The 17,765-nt window shown below is 61.6% G+C and carries 20 protein-coding genes and 1 pseudogene; 16 read left to right on the top strand and 5 right to left on the bottom strand.

Annotated features, from left to right (window positions below; all coding sequences use genetic code 11):
• Positions 1 to 12 precede the first annotated feature (12 nt).
• A complete protein-coding gene (rsmI, locus tag Q0P52_RS17735; RefSeq protein ID WP_293813782.1) occupies positions 13 to 915 on the bottom strand; it encodes a 16S rRNA (cytidine(1402)-2'-O)-methyltransferase in 903 nt (300 codons plus the stop codon).
• Here rsmI and Q0P52_RS17730 point away from each other — a divergent pair.
• The 4 genes from Q0P52_RS17730 to Q0P52_RS17715 are packed head-to-tail and all read left to right on the top strand — an operon-like array spanning position 910 to position 3,569.
• Positions 910 to 2,022, top strand: coding sequence for a penicillin-binding protein activator (locus tag Q0P52_RS17730; RefSeq protein ID WP_293765922.1), 1,113 nt, complete (start codon positions 910 to 912; stop codon positions 2,020 to 2,022). The genes rsmI and Q0P52_RS17730 overlap by 6 nt on opposite strands.
• Position 2,023: 1 nt before the next feature.
• Positions 2,024 to 2,362 (top strand): YraN family protein, encoded by a 339-nt coding sequence (locus Q0P52_RS17725; RefSeq protein ID WP_293765923.1) that lies wholly within the window; start codon positions 2,024 to 2,026, stop codon positions 2,360 to 2,362.
• Between the two features lie 28 nt (positions 2,363 to 2,390).
• A complete protein-coding gene (locus Q0P52_RS17720) occupies positions 2,391 to 2,981 on the top strand; it encodes a phosphoheptose isomerase (protein ID WP_293765924.1) in 591 nt (196 codons plus the stop codon).
• Positions 2,982 to 3,569: a BON domain-containing protein gene (locus Q0P52_RS17715; RefSeq protein WP_293765925.1), complete on the top strand. Its 588-nt coding sequence runs from the start codon at positions 2,982 to 2,984 to the stop codon at positions 3,567 to 3,569. It abuts the gene before it with no gap.
• Between the two features lie 94 nt (positions 3,570 to 3,663).
• Here the strand turns inward: Q0P52_RS17715 and Q0P52_RS17710 are convergent, their stop codons facing one another.
• From Q0P52_RS17710 to Q0P52_RS17695, 4 genes are all read right to left on the bottom strand, one after another.
• Positions 3,664 to 4,869, bottom strand: coding sequence for an EAL domain-containing protein (locus Q0P52_RS17710; RefSeq protein WP_293765926.1), 1,206 nt, complete (start codon positions 4,867 to 4,869; stop codon positions 3,664 to 3,666).
• Between the two features lie 149 nt (positions 4,870 to 5,018).
• Positions 5,019 to 5,954 (bottom strand): Tim44-like domain-containing protein, encoded by a 936-nt coding sequence (locus Q0P52_RS17705; RefSeq protein ID WP_293765927.1) that lies wholly within the window; start codon positions 5,952 to 5,954, stop codon positions 5,019 to 5,021.
• Positions 5,955 to 6,004: 50 nt separating this feature from the next.
• A complete protein-coding gene (tsaA, locus tag Q0P52_RS17700; protein WP_293765928.1) occupies positions 6,005 to 6,706 on the bottom strand; it encodes a tRNA (N6-threonylcarbamoyladenosine(37)-N6)-methyltransferase TrmO in 702 nt (233 codons plus the stop codon).
• Between the two features lie 95 nt (positions 6,707 to 6,801).
• Positions 6,802 to 7,551 carry a GNAT family N-acyltransferase gene (locus Q0P52_RS17695; RefSeq protein WP_293765929.1) on the bottom strand — a complete coding sequence of 250 codons (750 nt, stop codon included), beginning with the start codon at positions 7,549 to 7,551 and terminating at the stop codon, positions 6,802 to 6,804.
• Between the two features lie 231 nt (positions 7,552 to 7,782).
• Between Q0P52_RS17695 and mnmG the strand changes: the two genes are divergently transcribed.
• The 12 genes and pseudogenes from mnmG to Q0P52_RS17635 form a co-directional block, all read left to right on the top strand.
• On the top strand, positions 7,783 to 9,675 hold the full coding sequence (mnmG, locus tag Q0P52_RS17690; RefSeq protein ID WP_293765930.1) for a tRNA uridine-5-carboxymethylaminomethyl(34) synthesis enzyme MnmG: 1,893 nt from the start codon (positions 7,783 to 7,785) through the stop codon (positions 9,673 to 9,675).
• 19 nt (positions 9,676 to 9,694) lie between these two features.
• Positions 9,695 to 10,321 (top strand): 16S rRNA (guanine(527)-N(7))-methyltransferase RsmG, encoded by a 627-nt coding sequence (gene rsmG, locus Q0P52_RS17685; RefSeq protein WP_293765931.1) that lies wholly within the window; start codon positions 9,695 to 9,697, stop codon positions 10,319 to 10,321.
• Positions 10,318 to 11,109 carry an AAA family ATPase gene (locus Q0P52_RS17680; protein WP_293765932.1) on the top strand — a complete coding sequence of 264 codons (792 nt, stop codon included), beginning with the start codon at positions 10,318 to 10,320 and terminating at the stop codon, positions 11,107 to 11,109. The genes rsmG and Q0P52_RS17680 overlap by 4 nt, the downstream gene beginning before the upstream one ends.
• Before the next feature lie 4 nt (positions 11,110 to 11,113).
• Positions 11,114 to 11,971, top strand: coding sequence for a ParB/RepB/Spo0J family partition protein (locus tag Q0P52_RS17675; protein WP_293765933.1), 858 nt, complete (start codon positions 11,114 to 11,116; stop codon positions 11,969 to 11,971).
• Between the two features lie 92 nt (positions 11,972 to 12,063).
• Positions 12,064 to 12,426: an ATP synthase subunit I gene (locus Q0P52_RS17670; RefSeq protein WP_293765934.1), complete on the top strand. Its 363-nt coding sequence runs from the start codon at positions 12,064 to 12,066 to the stop codon at positions 12,424 to 12,426.
• A 15-nt stretch (positions 12,427 to 12,441) separates the two neighbouring features.
• Positions 12,442 to 13,260: a F0F1 ATP synthase subunit A gene (atpB, locus tag Q0P52_RS17665; protein WP_293765935.1), complete on the top strand. Its 819-nt coding sequence runs from the start codon at positions 12,442 to 12,444 to the stop codon at positions 13,258 to 13,260.
• A gap of 68 nt (positions 13,261 to 13,328) precedes the next feature.
• On the top strand, positions 13,329 to 13,610 hold the full coding sequence (gene atpE, locus Q0P52_RS17660; RefSeq protein WP_293765936.1) for a F0F1 ATP synthase subunit C: 282 nt from the start codon (positions 13,329 to 13,331) through the stop codon (positions 13,608 to 13,610).
• Between the two features lie 55 nt (positions 13,611 to 13,665).
• The gene (locus Q0P52_RS17655) at positions 13,666 to 14,136 is read left to right on the top strand and encodes a F0F1 ATP synthase subunit B (protein ID WP_293765937.1); all 471 of its coding nucleotides are present in this window, start codon (positions 13,666 to 13,668) and stop codon (positions 14,134 to 14,136) included.
• Between the two features lie 7 nt (positions 14,137 to 14,143).
• Positions 14,144 to 14,680: a F0F1 ATP synthase subunit delta gene (locus Q0P52_RS17650; protein ID WP_293765938.1), complete on the top strand. Its 537-nt coding sequence runs from the start codon at positions 14,144 to 14,146 to the stop codon at positions 14,678 to 14,680.
• Positions 14,681 to 14,688: 8 nt separating this feature from the next.
• On the top strand, positions 14,689 to 16,233 hold the full coding sequence (gene atpA / locus Q0P52_RS17645; RefSeq protein ID WP_293761831.1) for a F0F1 ATP synthase subunit alpha: 1,545 nt from the start codon (positions 14,689 to 14,691) through the stop codon (positions 16,231 to 16,233).
• 40 nt (positions 16,234 to 16,273) lie between these two features.
• Positions 16,274 to 17,140: a F0F1 ATP synthase subunit gamma gene (gene atpG / locus Q0P52_RS17640; RefSeq protein ID WP_293761503.1), complete on the top strand. Its 867-nt coding sequence runs from the start codon at positions 16,274 to 16,276 to the stop codon at positions 17,138 to 17,140.
• A 41-nt stretch (positions 17,141 to 17,181) separates the two neighbouring features.
• Positions 17,182 to 17,765, top strand: a pseudogene (locus tag Q0P52_RS17635) (F0F1 ATP synthase subunit beta); the annotation flags it as partial.

Raw genomic sequence — 17,765 nt, 5'->3', positions numbered from 1 at the left:
CCCGCTTGTAAATCACTCCTCGCGCATCTTCTTGTGCGCCAAGGCCAGATCGTACAGCTGTTTCTTGTTGGCGCCGGTGATCTGGGCGGTAAGGGCGGCGGCCTGTTTGGTGGGCAGTTCGGCGGCCAGTATGTCCAGTACTTTCAGCGCTTCGGCCGGCGGGCCGTCTTCTTGATCCGGTGCGGGGGCAGCGTCTATCAGCAGGGCAATTTCGCCGCGTTGCTGGTTGCTGTCGCTCTTTACCCATTCCAGCAGTTGGCCTGCGGGCAGGCCGCGGAAGGTTTCGAAGGTTTTGGTCAGTTCGCGGGTAAGCATGACGCGGCGGTCTGCGCCCAGTACGGCCACGATGTCTTCCAGCGTGTCGACAATGCGGTGCGGCGCTTCATAGCACACGGTGATGTGCGCGCTGCTAAGCCATTGGTTGAGGGTTTTGCGCCGCTCGCCGCTTTTGGGCGGCAAGAAGCCGTGAAACAGGAAATGTGGGGTGGTGAAGCCGCTGGCGGAGAGGGCGGCCACCACGGCGGACGCGCCCGGCAGCGGGGAGACGGGGTGGCCGGCGGCGCGCACGGCTTCCACCAGCCGGGCGCCGGGGTCGGACACGGCGGGTGTGCCGGCGTCGGACACTTGCACCACAATCAGTCCTTCGGCCAACCAGCGGATAACCTGTTCGGCCATGCCGCGTTCGTTGTGTTCGCGCAGGCTGACCAGTTTGCGGGCGTGAATGCCGTAAGCGCCCAGCAGGGAGCCGGTAACGCGGGTGTCTTCCGCACAGACGACATCGGCTACCGAAAAGGCGGCCAAAGCGCGCGCGGTGATGTCCGTCAGGTTTCCAATGGGCGTGGCCACCACATATAATGTGCCGCGACAGAAACTTTCCCGTGCTGATTCAAGCAAGTGAGCGAACGAAGTATGCAAAGACTGGCTCCGCTGTTGGTGGGCGTAATGATGATGGTGTGGCTTCCGGCTGCCCGGGCGCAGACGCCGGACTATATCATCCAACTCAATGATGCGCCGCTCAATAGTGTGAGCGGCAAGCCTGCAAAACCGGCATCCAGCCCGGCGGCGCAGGCGGTGAAACCGGCGGCTGCGGCCGCCAAGCCGGGCGCAAGGCTGAAAATCGGCCTGCTGTTGCCTACCGAGTCCAGGCTGTTGGGCGAGGCGGCGGCGGTGGTGCGCAACGGTTTTGAGGCTGCGCAGGCTGCCGAGCCGGTGGCGGATATCGAGGTGATAGACGCCAACGAGAAAAACGCCGCCGAAAAATACCGCGAGGCGGTGGCCTCTGGCGTCAATGTAATGGTGGGGCCCCTGTCCCGCAGCGGCATCGCCGCCGTGGCGCCCATCGTCAATGTGCCCACGCTGGCGCTGAATTCCTTCGGCAAGGAAGTGGCGCCCAATGCCAAGCTGTATTCCCTGTCGCTGAATGTGGAGGCGGAAGCCCGGCAGATTGCCCAGCTGATGCGGGAAGACGGCCGCGCCAACCCGCTGATAGTGTCTGACGGCGAGGTGCTGTCCAGTCGCCTGCAACAGGCGTTTGCCGAAGCCTGGCGCGCCCAGACCGGCAAAACCGCCGCGCAGGTGGATTACGCCGAGGCCAATCTGTCCGATGTGGCCCGCGCCGCCGGCATGGCCGATGGCGTGTTTCTGGCGCTGGAGCCGGCCGCCGCCGCCAAGGTGAAGCAGGCGCTGATGCCGGAGCTGGCGGTGTACGCCACTTCGCAAATCAGCACCCGCAGCCCGGACCCGCAGCTGGCCGGCACCCGCTACATCGACATGCCCTGGTTCCTGATGCCCGAGCATCCGGCGGTGAAGCGTTATCCGCGCCCGGCGGAAACGCTGACGCTGCAAACGGAGCGTCTGTACGCGCTGGGCATCGACGCCTATCGCCTGGCGGTGGAGCTGGGCAAGGCGCGCAACCCGTCCGCCATCCGTCTGGACGGCGTTACCGGCGATCTGAAGCCGGGCAAGGATCGGGTGTTTGAACGCCAGTTGCCGGTATCGCTGATCGGCGAGAGCATGCACTGACATGAATCCGCAGGGCAGGTTGGCCGAAGACCGCGCCCTGGCCTTTCTGCAGGCGCGAGGGCTCAAGCTGGTGGAGCGCAACTGGCATTGCCGGGGCGGCGAGCTTGATCTGGTGATGCGCGACGGCCCGGTATGGGTGTTTGTCGAGGTGCGTCACCGCGCTAGCGCCCGCTTTGGCGACGCCGCCGCCAGCATTACGCCTGCCAAACAACGGAAACTCCTGCACGCTGCGCAAGTCTACCTGTCCGAAAGGCGGGTTGACGCGCCTTGCCGCTTTGACGCGGTGTTGACAGTGGGGGAGTCGGAGCCGGAATGGCTCAAGAACATCTTGACCGGGTAGCCAGGCTGCCCGGCCGCACGAGGAAACCATGGATCTGATTGAACGCGTCAACGGACATTTTCTGGAAAGCATCGCCGCCAAACAGGAGGCGATGGAACTGCTGTCGCCGCCGCTGGCCGCCGCCGCCGAGCGCATGGTGGCTTGCCTGATGAACGAGGGCAAGATTCTGGCCTGCGGCAATGGCGGTTCCGCCGCCGATGCGCAGCATTTTGCCGCCGAGATGCTGGGCCGCTTCGAGAAGGAACGCCCGGGCCTGGCCGCCATTTCACTGGCGACGGATACCTCGGCGCTGACGGCCATCGGCAACGATTACGATTTCGACATGATCTTTTCCAAGCAGGTGCGCGCCTTGGGCCACACCAACGACCTGCTGCTGGCTATTTCCACTTCCGGCAATTCCGCCAACGTGATTGAAGCCATCTACGCCGCGCACGAGCGCGGCATGGGTGTGATTGCGCTTACCGGCAAGGATGGCGGCAAGATCAGCGAGATCCTGTCTCCGGAAGACATCCAGCTGAATGTGCCGGTGCTGCGCACCGCCCGCATTCAGGAGGTGCATATCCTGCTCATCCACGCGCTGTGCGATGCCATTGATTACATGCTGCTAGGAGGCGAGTAAATGAAACACACCATGAAAACCCTGTTGCTGGCGGCCGGTTTGAGCTCCGCCTTGAGCGCCTGCTTCCCCATCGTGGCCGGCGGTGCTGTCGGCGGCGCCATGGTGGCCAGCGAGCGGCGCACCAGCGGTGCGTATGTGGACGATCAGTCCATCGAGCTGAAAGTGGCGGACCAGATCGGCAAGAAGCTGCCGTCCGCGCATGTGAATGTCACCAGTTATAACCGTACGGTGTTGCTGACTGGCGAAGTGCCCAGCGAAGAAGCCAAGCAGCAAGCCGAACTCACTGCGCGCGGCATGCCCAATGTGCGCCGCGTGTACAACTACACCTCGGTGGGCCCGGCATCGGGCTTGTCCCAGCGCAGCAACGATACCTGGATCACCAGCAAGGTGCGCACCCGCATGCTGGACGGCAAGGGCTTTTCGCCCAACGACGTGAAAGTGGTGACCGAGGCCGGCACGGTGTACGTGATGGGCCTGCTGACCCGCCAAGAAGCGGAGTCGGTAACGCGCATCGTCAGCGAGACCGCTGGCGTGCAGCGCGTGGTGTCGGTGGTGGAGTTTGTGGCGGAAGTGACGCCGGCTCAGTAAGGGCCTGCCCCGCTACGCAGGCGCTTCGGCAAACCTTGGTGCCCCAAGAAAAAGGACCGCATTGCGGTCCTTTTTTCTTTGCTCAGCCCGGCAATCAGCCGTTGAGCGGATGGCGCGGCGCCAGCACGTCGGCGCACAGCACGTGCATGGCTTCGTCTATCTCGATGGCCATGGACAGCGTCACGCAGGAGCGGGTGTCGGTCATGGAGAGATAGGGTTCGCTCATGTACAGCACGCCGGGCTGGTCGATGGCGTGCTGGAAGTAGGCCCGGCGCGACCACACGGCACCGGTGGTGTCGGCCAGCGGGGCGAATTTCTGGTTGGCGTTGACCTCGTTGTGACGATTGTTGAGGTTGCGGCCAATCTGGCGGCCTTCGCTGTCCAGCAGAAAACAGCGAATCACGTCCGGCATGGCCAGCATCGGCGTGGCGGCCTGATCGAATGGGGTGCCCTGCATCAGCGAAATGGCGGCCTGCACGAATGCCTGGCGCGCCAGTTCTATCTGGCGACGGGTGATCTTGCGCTTGAGCAGGTCGCGCACCATCAGTTCGTCCCAGCGGGCGTCCAGCCGGCTGGAGATGATGTCGTCGGCGTCCGGGTGTTCTGCCGGGCGCGCTACATAATAGCCTTGCACCAGATCGCAGCCGGACTCCAGCGCCACCAGCACATCGGTTTCCGTTTCGATGCCTTCCTCCACAACCAATGCACCAATTTCGTGCATCAAACGCACCAAACGGGACAGCAGGTTGCGCGACCGGGGCTGGCTGATGGCGCTGCGCAGCAGGTCTTTGTCGAACTTCACCAAGTCCGGCTCCAGCAGACAGACCCGGTCCAGATTGGAATGGCCAACGCCAAAGTCGTCGATGGCAATCAGAAAGCCGGCTTTTTTCAGCAGGTTGACGCCTTCTATCAGCACATCGTCCATTTCCAGCACGTGTTCCAGCACCTCCAGCACCACATTGCCGGGGTTGAGGCCGGCTTCGCGGATGGTATTGGTCAGCGCCATGGCGCGTTCGGGGCGGGACAAGGACGAGGCGTCGATATTGAGAAACAGCCAGTGCGGCGTCTGGAAGCCCAGATCGCCAAAATGCGCGATATGGGCCTTGCTGACGGCCAGATCGAGTTCGTGCCGTCTCTCCGGCGACACCATCGAATAAAAAGCCTCGGCAGGGCTGAGCGGGGCATGGTTCTGTTCGGCGCGCAGCAGGGCCTCTACACCAACGGTGCGGCGATGGGCCAGGCTGTAGATGGGCTGAAAATGGCTGCCCAGCAGCAAACCGCCATGCTCTAAACGTGTCATTGCAGTACTTCCTTCCTTTGGGGATGGGGCTCTTTTCGGCCCGTACCTCAAGCATCTAGCAATCGGCATTCCAGTGTAGTGCATGCGGGGGCAAGAAAAAACGGGCCCGCTGGGGGCCCGTTTGCAGAAGTTGACCGAAGTCAGCCGGCTCAGTCTTGCTGAATGCCTGCCACCAGCCATTTGCCGCTGGCGCCGCCATCCTTGATGTAGTGCCAGTATTCGCTGAACGGCACTGCCGGCGCGTTCACCGATTCGCTCACCGTGCCGGAGAAGTGCACCGTGGCGATGAAACGCCCGGCTTCTTCCACGGCTTCGGCCAACTGGCAGTCCAGTTGCGGGAAGTCCGCCACGTCGCCGTTGCCGGCGATGTCGTCGCGCAGGGCGTTGAACAGGTCGGTCGTCATGTACTTGCGCACTTCTTCCAGGCTTTCCGGCGTGTTCAGGCTTTGCAGGTGCAGGAAGGTAGCCTTGGCCTGGCGCAGAAAGTTGGGGGTTTCCGTGCCGTCGGGCAGGCGGGCCAGCGTGCTGGCAGCCATGGTCGGAGCACCGCCGTAGGACGGTGCCTGACCCAGACCGGAACCAATCTTGGGGATGGGTTCAAAGCGCGGCGGCTGGTTGGCGTTGTTGTCGAAACTCGGCGCCATGCCGGCCGGCTGCGGCGCTTGCGTCTGGGCCGCGCCCGGACTGCCGGCCTTGCGGCGGAACCACATCAGCCCGCCGATGCCCAGCAGACCCAGCAGGGCGATGGTGCCCCAGGGGAAGCCGGAACCAGCGGCTTCGCTGGCGTTGCCGGAGGCGTGATTGTTGTTCATGGCCGAGCCCAGCATGTAGCCGGCGGCCGCGCCAGCCGCGCCAGCGGCGATGGCGGTGCCGACGCCCGGGCCCTTCTTGGGCTGAGCCGGTTGCGGTGCGGCTTGTGGAGCCGGAGCCGGGGAGGGCGTCGGCTGCTGATAACTGCGGGTGGGGGCTGCGCGTTGCATGCCCGAGCTCTTGCCCTTGCCCATTCGCGCGGCTTCGGCGAACGGCGTCGCCAGAACGGAAACCAGGGTGAAGGCGAGAATCATCGTCTTCGCACGAGGTGTCATGATGGTTTTCTCCAGTGTGAGTTGCCACGGTCTGACCGGGGCATGACAAGTTAGTTCTGGGCGGCGGAAAGGATTTCAAGCACGGTGGCGGTGTTTTCCACAACGCTGAAGCGGACATTGCAGTGATACAGCAACACACCGTAGATGCGCGCCGGATCATCCTGATACGCCGGGCGCGGGTCCTGCGCCAGTACTTGTTCCACCAGTTCGGCGAAATCCGCTGGCAGGCGCGGGTCTTCGGCCAACTGTTGCCGGGCCGCTTCGCGCCAGACTACCGTCAGCAGGGGAGGCGGGCCGTCGACAAAGCCACCCACCGCTTCGGGGCGGGATTCCACAAACGGGATGTAAGGTTTGATGTCCAGCACGGGCGTGCCGTCCAGCAGGTCTGCCCCGGAGATGCGCAACACCACGCCGTGGCGGGTGTCCACCTCGTCCAGCCTGACCAGCGACAGGCCGATGGGGTTGGGCCGGTGGGTGGCGCGACTGGCGAAGACGCCCACCTTGGCGTTGCCCCCCAGCCGCGGCGGGCGCACCAACGGCTGCCAGCCGCGATCGGCGGTTTCATGAAACACGAAGCTGACCCAGATATGGGAGAACGCCTCCAGTCCGCGCACGCTGTCCGGATGGTTGTAGGGCGGTGTTAATTCAATGGACAGGCGGGCGGCGGGCGCCAGCGCCGGCTGGCGCGGGATGCCGAATTTTTCCTTGTAGGGCGAACGGACAACGCCCACGGCGTGAAAGGTGAATTCCATGCGGCATTGTAGCCCAATGCGGAACAGCCCGGCCGGACAGGGGCTCCGGGCGGGCTGATGGCAGCCGTCAGGCTGGTGCGGGCTGGTGTGACCGGTCAGCCCACGAAGTGACGGTTATAGCGGCCGGTGAGCCGGCTCATCGGCAACAGCATGAAGAAATCGGCGCAGTTGAAATCCGGGTCCCAGGCCGGCTCGCCGCAGATATAGGCGCCGGCGCGCAGGTAGCCCTTGATCAGCGGCGGCATCGGCGCGGGGGCCGCATCGTCGTGTACGCGGTTGAGTGGCAGCGGCAGGTGAGGGAATACCCGCCAGTCGGTCGGAGAGAGATGGCTGCTTTCCAGCTGGCGATACAGGCTGACCGCTTGATGGCCGCCGTCCACCAGACTGACGCTGGCGCAGCCGGCCAGATATTCGCCGCCTTTTTTCTGCACGTAGTCGGCCAGTCCGGACCACAGCAGGGCTATGACCGCGCCGCTGCGGAAATCCTTGTGCACGCAGGAGCGACCCACTTCGATGAGGTTGTCGCGGATGTGGCGCAGGCGGGTGAGGTCGAATTCATGTTCGGAATACAGGCTGGGCGCGCGGCGGGCGGCGTCCGGGGGCAGCATGCGGTAGGTGCCCACCACCAGGCCGCTGGCGGGGTCCTCCACGATCAGGTGGTCGCACAGCGCATCGTATTCGTCGCAGTCTATGCCCTGGGCCCGCGAGGACAATTCAGCGCCCATTTCTCCGGCGAACACATCAAAGCGCAGCTTCTGCGCGCGGCGGATGTCTTCGGCCGACTCGGCCACGCGGACAGCCAGTTTCAGTTTGCGGCGTTCGGCAACTTGTTCATTTAGCTGCATGTTTCACTCCCCTCGGAACATGAGAGCCATGCTAAACAGCCAGTTTGACGAAGCCATGTCGATAGCATGACTGGTGAGTGACGATCGTTTTAAGCTCACGTTACCGGTGCGGGTTTGAAAATCAATGACTTATCAAGCAAATTGTTTTGCCGTAAAATAGCGCGTTTTTGCTGCGCGAATCGGGGAGTCCGCCGGAGCGCGCGCCTTCCGCCTGGCAGAGTGAAGCAAGTCATGATTTATCCCACAGAATTCGACGTCATCGTGGTCGGCGGCGGTCACGCCGGCACTGAGGCCGCGCTGGCGGCCGCCCGCATGGGCCGCAACACGCTTCTTCTCACCCACAATATCGAGACGCTGGGTCAGATGTCCTGCAACCCGTCCATTGGCGGTATCGGCAAGGGCCATCTGGTGAAAGAGGTGGATGCGCTGGGCGGCGCAATGGCATTGGCCACAGATATCGGCGGCATTCAGTTCCGCACGCTCAACGCCTCCAAAGGCCCGGCAGTGCGCGCCACCCGCGCCCAGGCCGATCGCATCCTTTATAAAGCCGCCATCCGCGAGATGCTGGAAAACCAGCCTAATCTGACGCTGTTCCAGCAGCCGGTGGATGACTTGCTGGTAGAGGGCGATCGCGTGGCCGGCGCTGTTACCGCCATCGGCATCGTGTTCCGCGCGCGCGCGGTAGTGTTGACCGCCGGCACCTTCCTGTCCGGCAAGATTCATGTGGGTCTGGAAAACTACACTGGCGGCCGCGCCGGCGATCAGGCCGCCTCCACGCTGGGCGCGCGTCTGCGCGAGCTGGCGCTGCCGGTGGGTCGCCTGAAAACCGGCACACCGCCGCGCATCGATGGCCGCAGCATCGATTTCTCGGTGATGGAAGAGCAGCCGGGCGATACGCCCGAGCCGGTGTTTTCCTATCGCGGCACACAAGCCATGCATCCGCGCCAGCTGCCGTGCTGGATCACCCACACCAATCTGCAGACGCACGACATCATCCGCTCCGGCTTTGATCGCAGCCCGATGTTCACCGGCGTCATCGAAGGGGTGGGGCCACGTTACTGCCCGTCCATCGAAGACAAGATCAACCGCTTTGCGGACAAGGACAGTCATCAGGTTTTCCTCGAGCCCGAAGGCCTGACCACCCACGAGTACTACCCCAACGGCATCTCCACCAGTCTGCCGTTCGACATCCAGCTGGCGGCCGTGCGCTCCATACGCGGGCTGGAGAACGCCCACATCCTGCGCCCCGGCTACGCCATCGAATACGATTACTTCGATCCGCGCGGGCTCAAGTCCACGCTGGAGAGCAAACACATCAGCGGCCTGTTCTTTGCCGGCCAGATCAACGGCACCACCGGCTATGAAGAAGCCGCCGCGCAAGGCTTGCTGGCCGGCCTCAACGCCGCCCGTTTCGTGCGCGACGAAGAGGGTTGGTGTCCGCGCCGCGACGAGGGCTACCTGGGCGTGCTGGTGGACGACCTCATCACCAAGGGCGTGTCCGAGCCCTATCGCATGTTTACCAGCCGCGCGGAATTCCGCCTGCAGCTGCGCGAGGACAACGCCGACCTGCGCTTGACCGAAATGGGTCGCAAGCTGGGCGTGGTGGGCGATGCCCAGTGGGATGCCTTCTGCCGCAAGCGCGACGCCATCGAAGCGGAAACCGCCCGCCTGAAAACCACCTGGCTGCACCCGGCCCGCGTGCAAGATCCGGCCTTGCTGGCGCGTATCCTCGGCAAGGGCATCGATCGCGAATACAATCTCTACGATCTGCTCAAGCGGCCGCATGTCGCCTATCAGGAACTCATGACCCTGCCCGAAGCCGGCGGCGGCGTGGATGAAGGCACGGTTGCCGAGCAGGTGGAAATTCAGGTCAAATACCAGGGCTACATCAATCGTCAGAATGAAGAACTGGCACGCCGCGACAATCTGGAAGACATCCGGCTGCCGGACGACATCGATTACGCGCTGGTAAAAGGCCTGTCGCGCGAAGTGCAGCAAAAACTCAACCAGCAGCGACCGGAAACCCTGGGACAGGCCTCGCGCATCCAGGGCGTCACCCCGGCGGCGGTGGCGCTGCTGATGGTGCATCTGAAACGCGGCTTTGCCGACGCCCGCACCGAATAAACCCTGTTAAGCAGAACGCATGACACATATCGCAGAACTGAAAGCCGGCCTGCCGGCGCTGCAGCTGGAACTCTCCGACGCGCAACTGTCCTTGCTCGACGGCTACCTGACCCTGCTCGCCAAATGGAATCACACCTATAACCTGACCGCCGTGCGCGAAGAACAGCGCATGGTGAGCTACCACCTGCTGGACAGCCTGACGCTGGTGCCGCATCTGGCCGGAGGCAACCGTCTGCTGGACGTGGGCTCCGGCGGCGGCATGCCCGGCATCCCCGCGGCCATCGCCCGTCCGGACCTACAAGTGGTGGTGCTGGATGCCAACCACAAGAAAACCACCTTCCTGCGCCAGGCGGTCATCGAACTGGGCCTGAGCAATGTGGAAGTGATCACCGATCGCGTGGAAGCCTATCAGCCGGCGGAAAAGTTCGACCGCATCACCAGCCGCGCCTTCTCCGAGCTGACCGAATTCGTCAAGCTCACCGGCCACCTGTTGGCCGAAGGCGGCCAGTATCTGGCCATGAAGGGTGTGTATCCCTATGAGGAAATCTCCCTGCTGCCGGCGGATATCGCCGTCAGCGAGGTCATCCCGGTGCAGGTGCCCGGCCTTGAAGCCGAGCGCCATCTGGTGAGAATGGTGCGCCGATGACTGCCCGGGTGATCGCGATCGCGAACCAGAAAGGCGGCGTGGGCAAAACCACGACCGTCGTCAATCTGGCTGCCGGCCTCGCTGAGCTGGGCCGTCGCGTGCTGATCGTCGATCTGGACCCGCAAGGCAACGCCACCATGGGCAGCGGCATCGGCAAACAGTCGCTCGAGCGCTCCGTCTATCAGGTGTTGCTGGGCGACGCCACAGTGGAAGAAGCGCGGCAACCGGCCAAAGAAGGCGGCTACGACGTGCTGCCGGCCAACCGCGACCTGGGCGGCGCCGAACTGGAGCTGGTCAACGAACTGGCCCGCGAAGCCCGTCTGAAAAACGCGCTGGTGGCGGTGGAAAACGACTACGACTACGTTCTCATCGACTGCCCGCCCTCGCTCAATCTGCTGACCCTCAATGGTCTGGTGGCCGCCAGCAGCGTGCTCATTCCCATGGTGTGCGAATACTACGCGCTGGAAGGCTTGTCCGATCTGGTTACCACCTTGCGCAAAGTGCGTGCCGTAGTGAACCCGCGCATCGAAATCATGGGCCTGTTGCGCACCATGTTCGATGCGCGCAGCAACCTGTCCCAGCAAGTGGCCGAACAACTGGCTCGCCACTTCGGCAACAAGGTGCTGGATACCGTGGTGCCGCGCAATGTGAGGTTGGCCGAAGCGCCCAGTCACGGCCTGCCCGGACTGATCTACGACCGCACCTCGCGCGGTGCGCAGGCTTATCTTGCGCTGGCGCAGGAGCTGGTGTCGCGCATGGAACCCGCAACCGAAACCCCCTCTGTCTGACATCATGGCCAAACTCAAAGGACTCGGGCGCGGACTCGACGCGCTCCTCGCCGCTGCCGAACCGGCGGACGACCGACTCACCACGCTGTCCATCGACCTGATTCGCCCCGGCAAATACCAGCCGCGCAGCCGTATGAACGAAGCCGCTCTGGAAGAGCTTGCCGCCTCCATCCGCGCGCAGGGTGTCATCCAGCCTGTGGTGGTGCGCGAAATCGGCCTAGGGGAGTACGAACTGATTGCCGGCGAGCGTCGCTGGCGCGCCGCGCGCAAGGCGGGCTTGGCCGAAGTGCCGGCGGTGATCAAAACCGTGCCCGACGAAGCCGCGCTGGCCATGGCGCTGATTGAAAACATCCAGCGCCAAGAACTGGACCCGATTGAAGAAGCGCACGGTCTCAAACGCCTTATCGATGAATTCGGCCTCACGCATGAATCGGCCGCCGAAGCCGTGGGCCGCTCACGCAGCGCCGTTTCCAACCTTTTGCGGTTGCTGGCGCTGCCGGAACCCGTTCAAAAGCAGATTCATGAAGGCGGCATGGAGATGGGGCACGCTCGCGCGCTGCTCAGTCTACCCGTCGTGGAGCAGCTTTCACTGGCGCAGGAGGTGGCGGAAAAGGGCTTGTCCGTCCGTGAAGTGGAGCGCCGCGTTCAGCAGCAAGCTGTCAAAAAAACCACACCGTCATCGCGGCACGGCGGGATGGATAACGACATCCACCGTCTGGAACAGGAAGTGTCTGAAAAGATTGGCGCAAAGGTCAGTATTCGTCACAACCCCAGCGGGCACGGCAAGTTGCAGGTCGATTACGCCAATCTTGAAGAATTGGACGATCTGCTGAAGAAACTTCAAGCAAAATCAATTGGCTGATTTTTTATTGCAGTGCAATAAGTTAGCCGAGTTTCAGTTTGACGCAAGTCAAGCCCTCAGCCTATAATCGAGCGATTTTTCAAGTGTCGGACATGGTAGTTAATCCGGAAGTCAAACGGGTGCTGAAAGTGCAAGCCGCACTGGTTGTAGCGGCGACGCTACTGGGCTCCCTGCTTGCTGGCGGGGCGTTGAACGTCCCGATGTCGGTCCTGCTGGGGGGGCTGACGGCGTTGTTACCCGCCGTCGTCTATGCACGGATCGCCTACGCCCGGCGCCATGTCCCGCCTGCGGTGCTTATCAAGGCGCACTTCATGGCGGAAGGGGTCAAGTTCGGCCTCACCGTCTTAATGTTTGGTGCGGTTTGGGGATTTTTCAAGGATTTATCAGTAGTCGGCTATTTCGGGGGGTTCGTTGCCGCCATCGCCGGGTACTGGGTAGGGCTTCTGATCAAATAAATTGAGAAAAGAGCGATGGCAAGCAACGCAATTGAGTACATCAATCACCACCTGACGTTCTGGAACTCCAACCCGGCACCTAGCCGCGGCTTCTGGAGCCTGCACGTCGACACCTTCTCCGTATCCCTGGTTCTGGCTTTCATCTTTGCCGGTGTTTTCGCCATGGTGGCACGTCGCGCCAGTCTGGAAAATCCGGGGAAACTCCAACTGTTCGTCGAGTCCATCATCGAACTGGTGGACACACAGGTGAAAGAAATTTTCCATGCCAAGAGCAAGGTTGTCGCCCCGCTGGCGCTGACCATCTTCTGCTGGATTTTCCTCATGAACGCGATGGACATGCTGCCGGTTGACCTGCTGCCCAACATCGCTCAATGGGTAGGCCACACCTTCTTTGGTCTGGAACCGCACCACGTTTATTTCCGTTCCGTGCCTTCGGCCGACGTGAACGCCACCTTCGCCATGTCTTTGTCCGTTTTCTTCTGCATCATCGGCTTCTCCATCAAGGCCAAGGGCCTGGGCGGCTGGGGCAAAGAACTGCTGACGGCTCCGTTCCACACGCACAACCCAATCGGCGCAATCATCCTCGCTCCGCTGAACTTCGTGTTCCAGCTGGTGGAGCTGGCCGCCAAGCCGATCTCCCTCTCCCTTCGTCTTTTCGGCAACCTGTACGCCGGCGAGCTGATCTTCATCCTGATCGCGCTCCTGCCGTGGGGTGCTCAATGGGTGTTGGGCGCGCCGTGGGCCATCTTCCACATCCTGATCATTACCTTGCAGGCTTTCGTGTTCATGATGCTGACCATCGTGTACCTCAGCCTTGCCGTGGAAGCGCACTGATTTTCTGTTAGTTCGTGTTTTAACTTTTTTACCAACCATCCTTGCATTAAGTCTTAGGAGATACATAAATGGAAGCACTCGTTTCTCAGATTCAGTCGATGACCGCTATTGCAGCCGCTCTGATCATTGGCCTGGGCGCTCTGGGTACTGCTATCGGCTTCGCCATTCTGGGTGGCAAGTTCCTCGAGGCCTCCGCCCGTCAACCGGAAATGATCCCGGTTCTGCAAACCAAGCTGTTCATTATCGCCGGTCTGTTGGACGCGATCTCCATGATCGGTGTTGGTGTTGCCATGCTGTTCACCTTCAGCAACCCGTTCCTGTCCGCTGCCAAAGCAGCTCTGGGCGGCTAATTAGCAGCCATTGAACGGTTGGTGTAGCAAGTCTTAAATCTGGAGGAAAACAAGCGTGGAATTCAACGTAACACTACTGGGCCAGGCGATCACTTTCGCCATCCTGGTATGGTTCACCATGAAGTTTGTTTGGCCTCCGCTTACCAATATGATGGAAGAGCGTGCCAAGCGTATTGCAGACGGCCTGGCCGCTGCAGAACGTGGCAAGCAAGATCTGGAAGCCGCTGAAAAGCGCGTTGCGGACGAAATCCGCAAGGCCAAGCAGCAAGCGATGGAAATCGTGACCGCTGCCGAGAAGCGCGCCAGCCAGATCGTGGAAGAAGCCAAAGACGCGGCTAGCACCGAAGGTGCCCGTATCGTGGCCGAAGCCAAGGGTCAGATCGATCAAGAAGTGCTGCGCGCCAAGGAGACCCTGCGTGAGCACGTGGCCTCTCTGGCCGTGACCGGCGCGGAGAAAATCCTGCGCAAGGAAATCGATCAGACCAAGCACGCCGATCTGCTTTCCTCCATCAAAGCGGAGTTTTAATTAACTCATGGCAGAACTCATTACCGTCGCAAGGCCCTACGCCGAAGCGGTATACAGCCTCGCCACCGAGCAGCGCACGCTGGACAAGTGGTCCGATGCGCTCGCGTGGCTGGCTGCCATGGTGAACAACCCGGACGTGGTGGCAGTTGTTACCAGTCCGAAACATACCGCAAAAGAGGTTGAGGCGCTGATGCTGGATGTTCTCGGCGAGCGCGGCGACGAAAGCGTAAAACGTTTCGTGTCCGCCCTGATCGAGAACCACCGTCTGATGCTGCTGCCGGAAATCGCGAATCAGTTCGAGCTGTTCAAGGCCGAAGCGGAAAACATCGTTGACGCGCAAGTGGAAACGGCGTTCCCGCTGACCGAAGAGCAGAAAGCCGAGCTCACCGCCACGCTTTCCAAGAAGTACGGCAAAACCGTGCGTCTTGATGTGCGTGACAACGCTGATCTGATCGGCGGGGTGCGGGTACTGGTGGGTGACGACGTCATCGACAGTTCCGTGCGCGGCAAGCTGCAAGCGATGGCGGCAAGCCTCAAGAATTAGGAGAGATCATGCAGTTGAACCCCTCTGAAATCAGCGATCTGATCAAGGCCAAGATTCAGAACCTGGCTGAAGGCGCTGAAGTCCGTACCAAGGGTACGGTCATTTCCGTGACCGACGGTATCGTTCGTGTCCACGGTCTGGCAGACGTGATGCAGGGCGAAATGCTCGAATTCCCGGGCAATACCTTTGGCCTCGCCATGAACCTGGAGCGCGACTTCGTCGGCGCCGTGGTTCTGGGTGAGTACGAGCACATCTCCGAAGGCGACGAAGTCAAGTGTACCGGTCGCATTTTGGAAGTGCCGGTAGGTCCGGAACTGGTTGGCCGCGTGGTCAACGCCCTGGGTCAGCCTATCGACGGCAAGGGTCCGATCAACGCCAAGGCTTCCAGCCCGATCGAAAAGATCGCTCCCGGCGTGATTGCCCGTCAGTCCGTATCCCAGCCGATGCAAACCGGTCTGAAGTCCGTGGACTCCATGGTGCCGATCGGCCGTGGTCAGCGTGAGCTGATCATTGGCGACCGCCAGACCGGCAAGACCGCTGTTGCGCTGGACGCCATCATCAACCAGAAGGGCACCGGCGTAGTGTGTATCTACGTCGCCATCGGTCAGAAGGCTTCCTCCATCGCCAACGTGGTTCGCAAGCTGGAAGAGCACGGCGCTCTGGGTCACACCATCATCGTTGCCGCCTCCGCTTCCGAAGCCGCTGCGCTGCAGTTCATCGCACCGTACTCCGGTTGCGCCATGGGCGAATACTTCCGCGACCGCGGCGAAGACGCGCTGATCGTATACGACGACTTGTCCAAACAAGCCGTTGCTTACCGTCAGATCTCGTTGCTGCTGCGCCGTCCGCCGGGCCGCGAAGCCTACCCGGGCGACGTATTCTATTTGCACTCCCGTCTGCTGGAACGCGCTGCGCGCATCAATCCGGACGAAGTGGAAAAACTGACCGCTGGCGAAGTGAAAGGCAAGACCGGTTCCCTGACCGCCCTGCCTATCATTGAAACCCAAGCTGGCGACGTGTCCGCCTTCGTGCCGACCAACGTGATTTCCATTACCGACGGCCAGATCTTCCTGGAATCCGACCTCTTCAACGCAGGTATCCGTCCGGCCATCAACGCCGGTATCTCGGTATCCCGCGTAGGTGGCGCGGCTCAGACCAAGGTGATCAAGAAGCTCGGCGGCGGTATCCGTCTGGCGCTCGCCCAGTACCGTGAACTGGCTGCGTTCTCGCAGTTCGCTTCCGATCTGGACGAAGCTACCCGCAAGCAGCTGCAGCACGGTGAAGTGGTTACCGAACTGATGAAGCAAAAGCAGTTCCTGCCGCTGTCCACCGCTGACATGGCGCTGACCCTGTGGGCCGTGAACAAGGGCGCTTACGAAGACGTTCCGGTGAAGAAAGCCCTGGCTTTCGAAGCCGAGTTCCTCGCCTACGTGCGTGCGAACCACAGCGAAGTACTGTCTGCTGTGAACGCCTCCGGCGACCTGTCTGCCGATAACGAGAAGGTACTGGCCAAGGCGATGGAATCGTTCAAGGCTGGCTACAGCTTCAACTGAGCCTTTCGACTCACGTCGTAATTAAAGAAAGGTTCGGGATATGGCAGTCGGAAAAGACATTCTCACCAAGATCCGAAGCGTGCAAAACACGCAGAAGATCACTCGCGCTATGCAAATGGTGTCGACCTCCAAGATGCGCAAAACGCAAGAGCGTATGCGCGCTGCCCGTCCTTACGCCGAGAAGGTGCGCACAGTCATGGCGCACCTGGCTCAGGCTAATGCGGACTTGGGTCACCCCCTGCTTGCACGCCGTGACGTTGTCAAACGCGCTGGCATCATCCTGGTTTCCTCCGACAAGGGTCTGTGCGGCGGCTTGAACGTGAATTCGTTCAAGCGCTTCTACGCCAAGGTCAAGGAACTGCAGGAACAAAACATCGAAGTCGATGTTTGCTGCCTGGGTCAAAAAGCCCTGGCCGCCTGCCAGCGCGCCCGACTGAATGTCGTGGCAAGCGCGGTACATCTGGGCGATGTGCCCAAGATGGAAAAACTGATTGGCCCGCTTACAGTGCTGTTCAAGCAATATGCTGACGGCGAACTGGACGCGGTTTACATCGTGTACTCCGGTTTCATCAATACGATGAAGCAGGAGCCGACCCTGGAGCAACTGCTGCCCTTGACTCCGCATCACATGGTGGTGGAGCACTCGCACTCGTGGGATTACCTCTACGAGCCGGATGCCCCGAGCCTGATGGAGTTCCTGGTCAAACGTTATCTGGAATCGGTGGTGTATCAGGCTCTGGCCGAGAACATGGCTTCCGAGCAGGCTGCGCGCATGGTGGCCATGAAGGCCGCCACCGATAATGCCGGCAACACGATCAAGCAGCTGCGCCTTGTATACAACAAGGCACGCCAGGCGGCGATCACGACCGAGCTGTCTGAAATTGTGGCCGGCGCCGCAGCGGTGTAAGCCGTCACAGACTGTAAAAGTTTATTGTTTAGGAACCGATAATGAGCCAAGGCAAAATCGTACAAATCATTGGTGCGGTGATCGACGTGGAATTCCCGCGCGACGCCATGCCGAAGGTTTATGATGCCCTGAAGCTGGTTGACGCAGATCTGACGCTTGAAGTCCAGCAGCTGCTGGGCGACGGCGTTGTGCGTACCATCGCCATGGGTAGCTCTGACGGCCTGAAGCGTGGCATGGCTGTAGCCAACACCGGCGCACCGATTTCGGTGCCGGTTGGCGCTGCCACCCTCGGCCGCATCATGGACGTACTGGGTAACCCGGTGGACGAAGCTGGTCCGGTGGCTACCGAGGCGCGTCGCGCCATTCACCAGGCTGCTCCGAAGTTTGACGAGCTGTCCTCTGCTACCGACCTGCTGGAAACCGGCATCAAGGTGATTGACCTGCTGTGTCCGTTCGCCAAGGGCGGTAAAGTGGGTCTGTTCGGCGGCGCCGGTGTAGGCAAGACCGTGAACATGATGGAACTGATCAACAACATCGCGAAGGCCCACTCCGGTCTGTCCGTATTCGCTGGTGTAGGTGAGCGTACTCGTGAGGGTAACGACTTCTACCACGAAATGAAGGACTC

Origin of the sequence: uncultured Aquitalea sp., assembly GCF_945957525.1 — a bacterium.
Classification (GTDB): domain Bacteria; phylum Pseudomonadota; class Gammaproteobacteria; order Burkholderiales; family Chromobacteriaceae; genus Aquitalea.
Note: the sequence above shows the minus strand (reverse complement) of the source record. Positions and strands in the feature narration are given on the sequence as shown.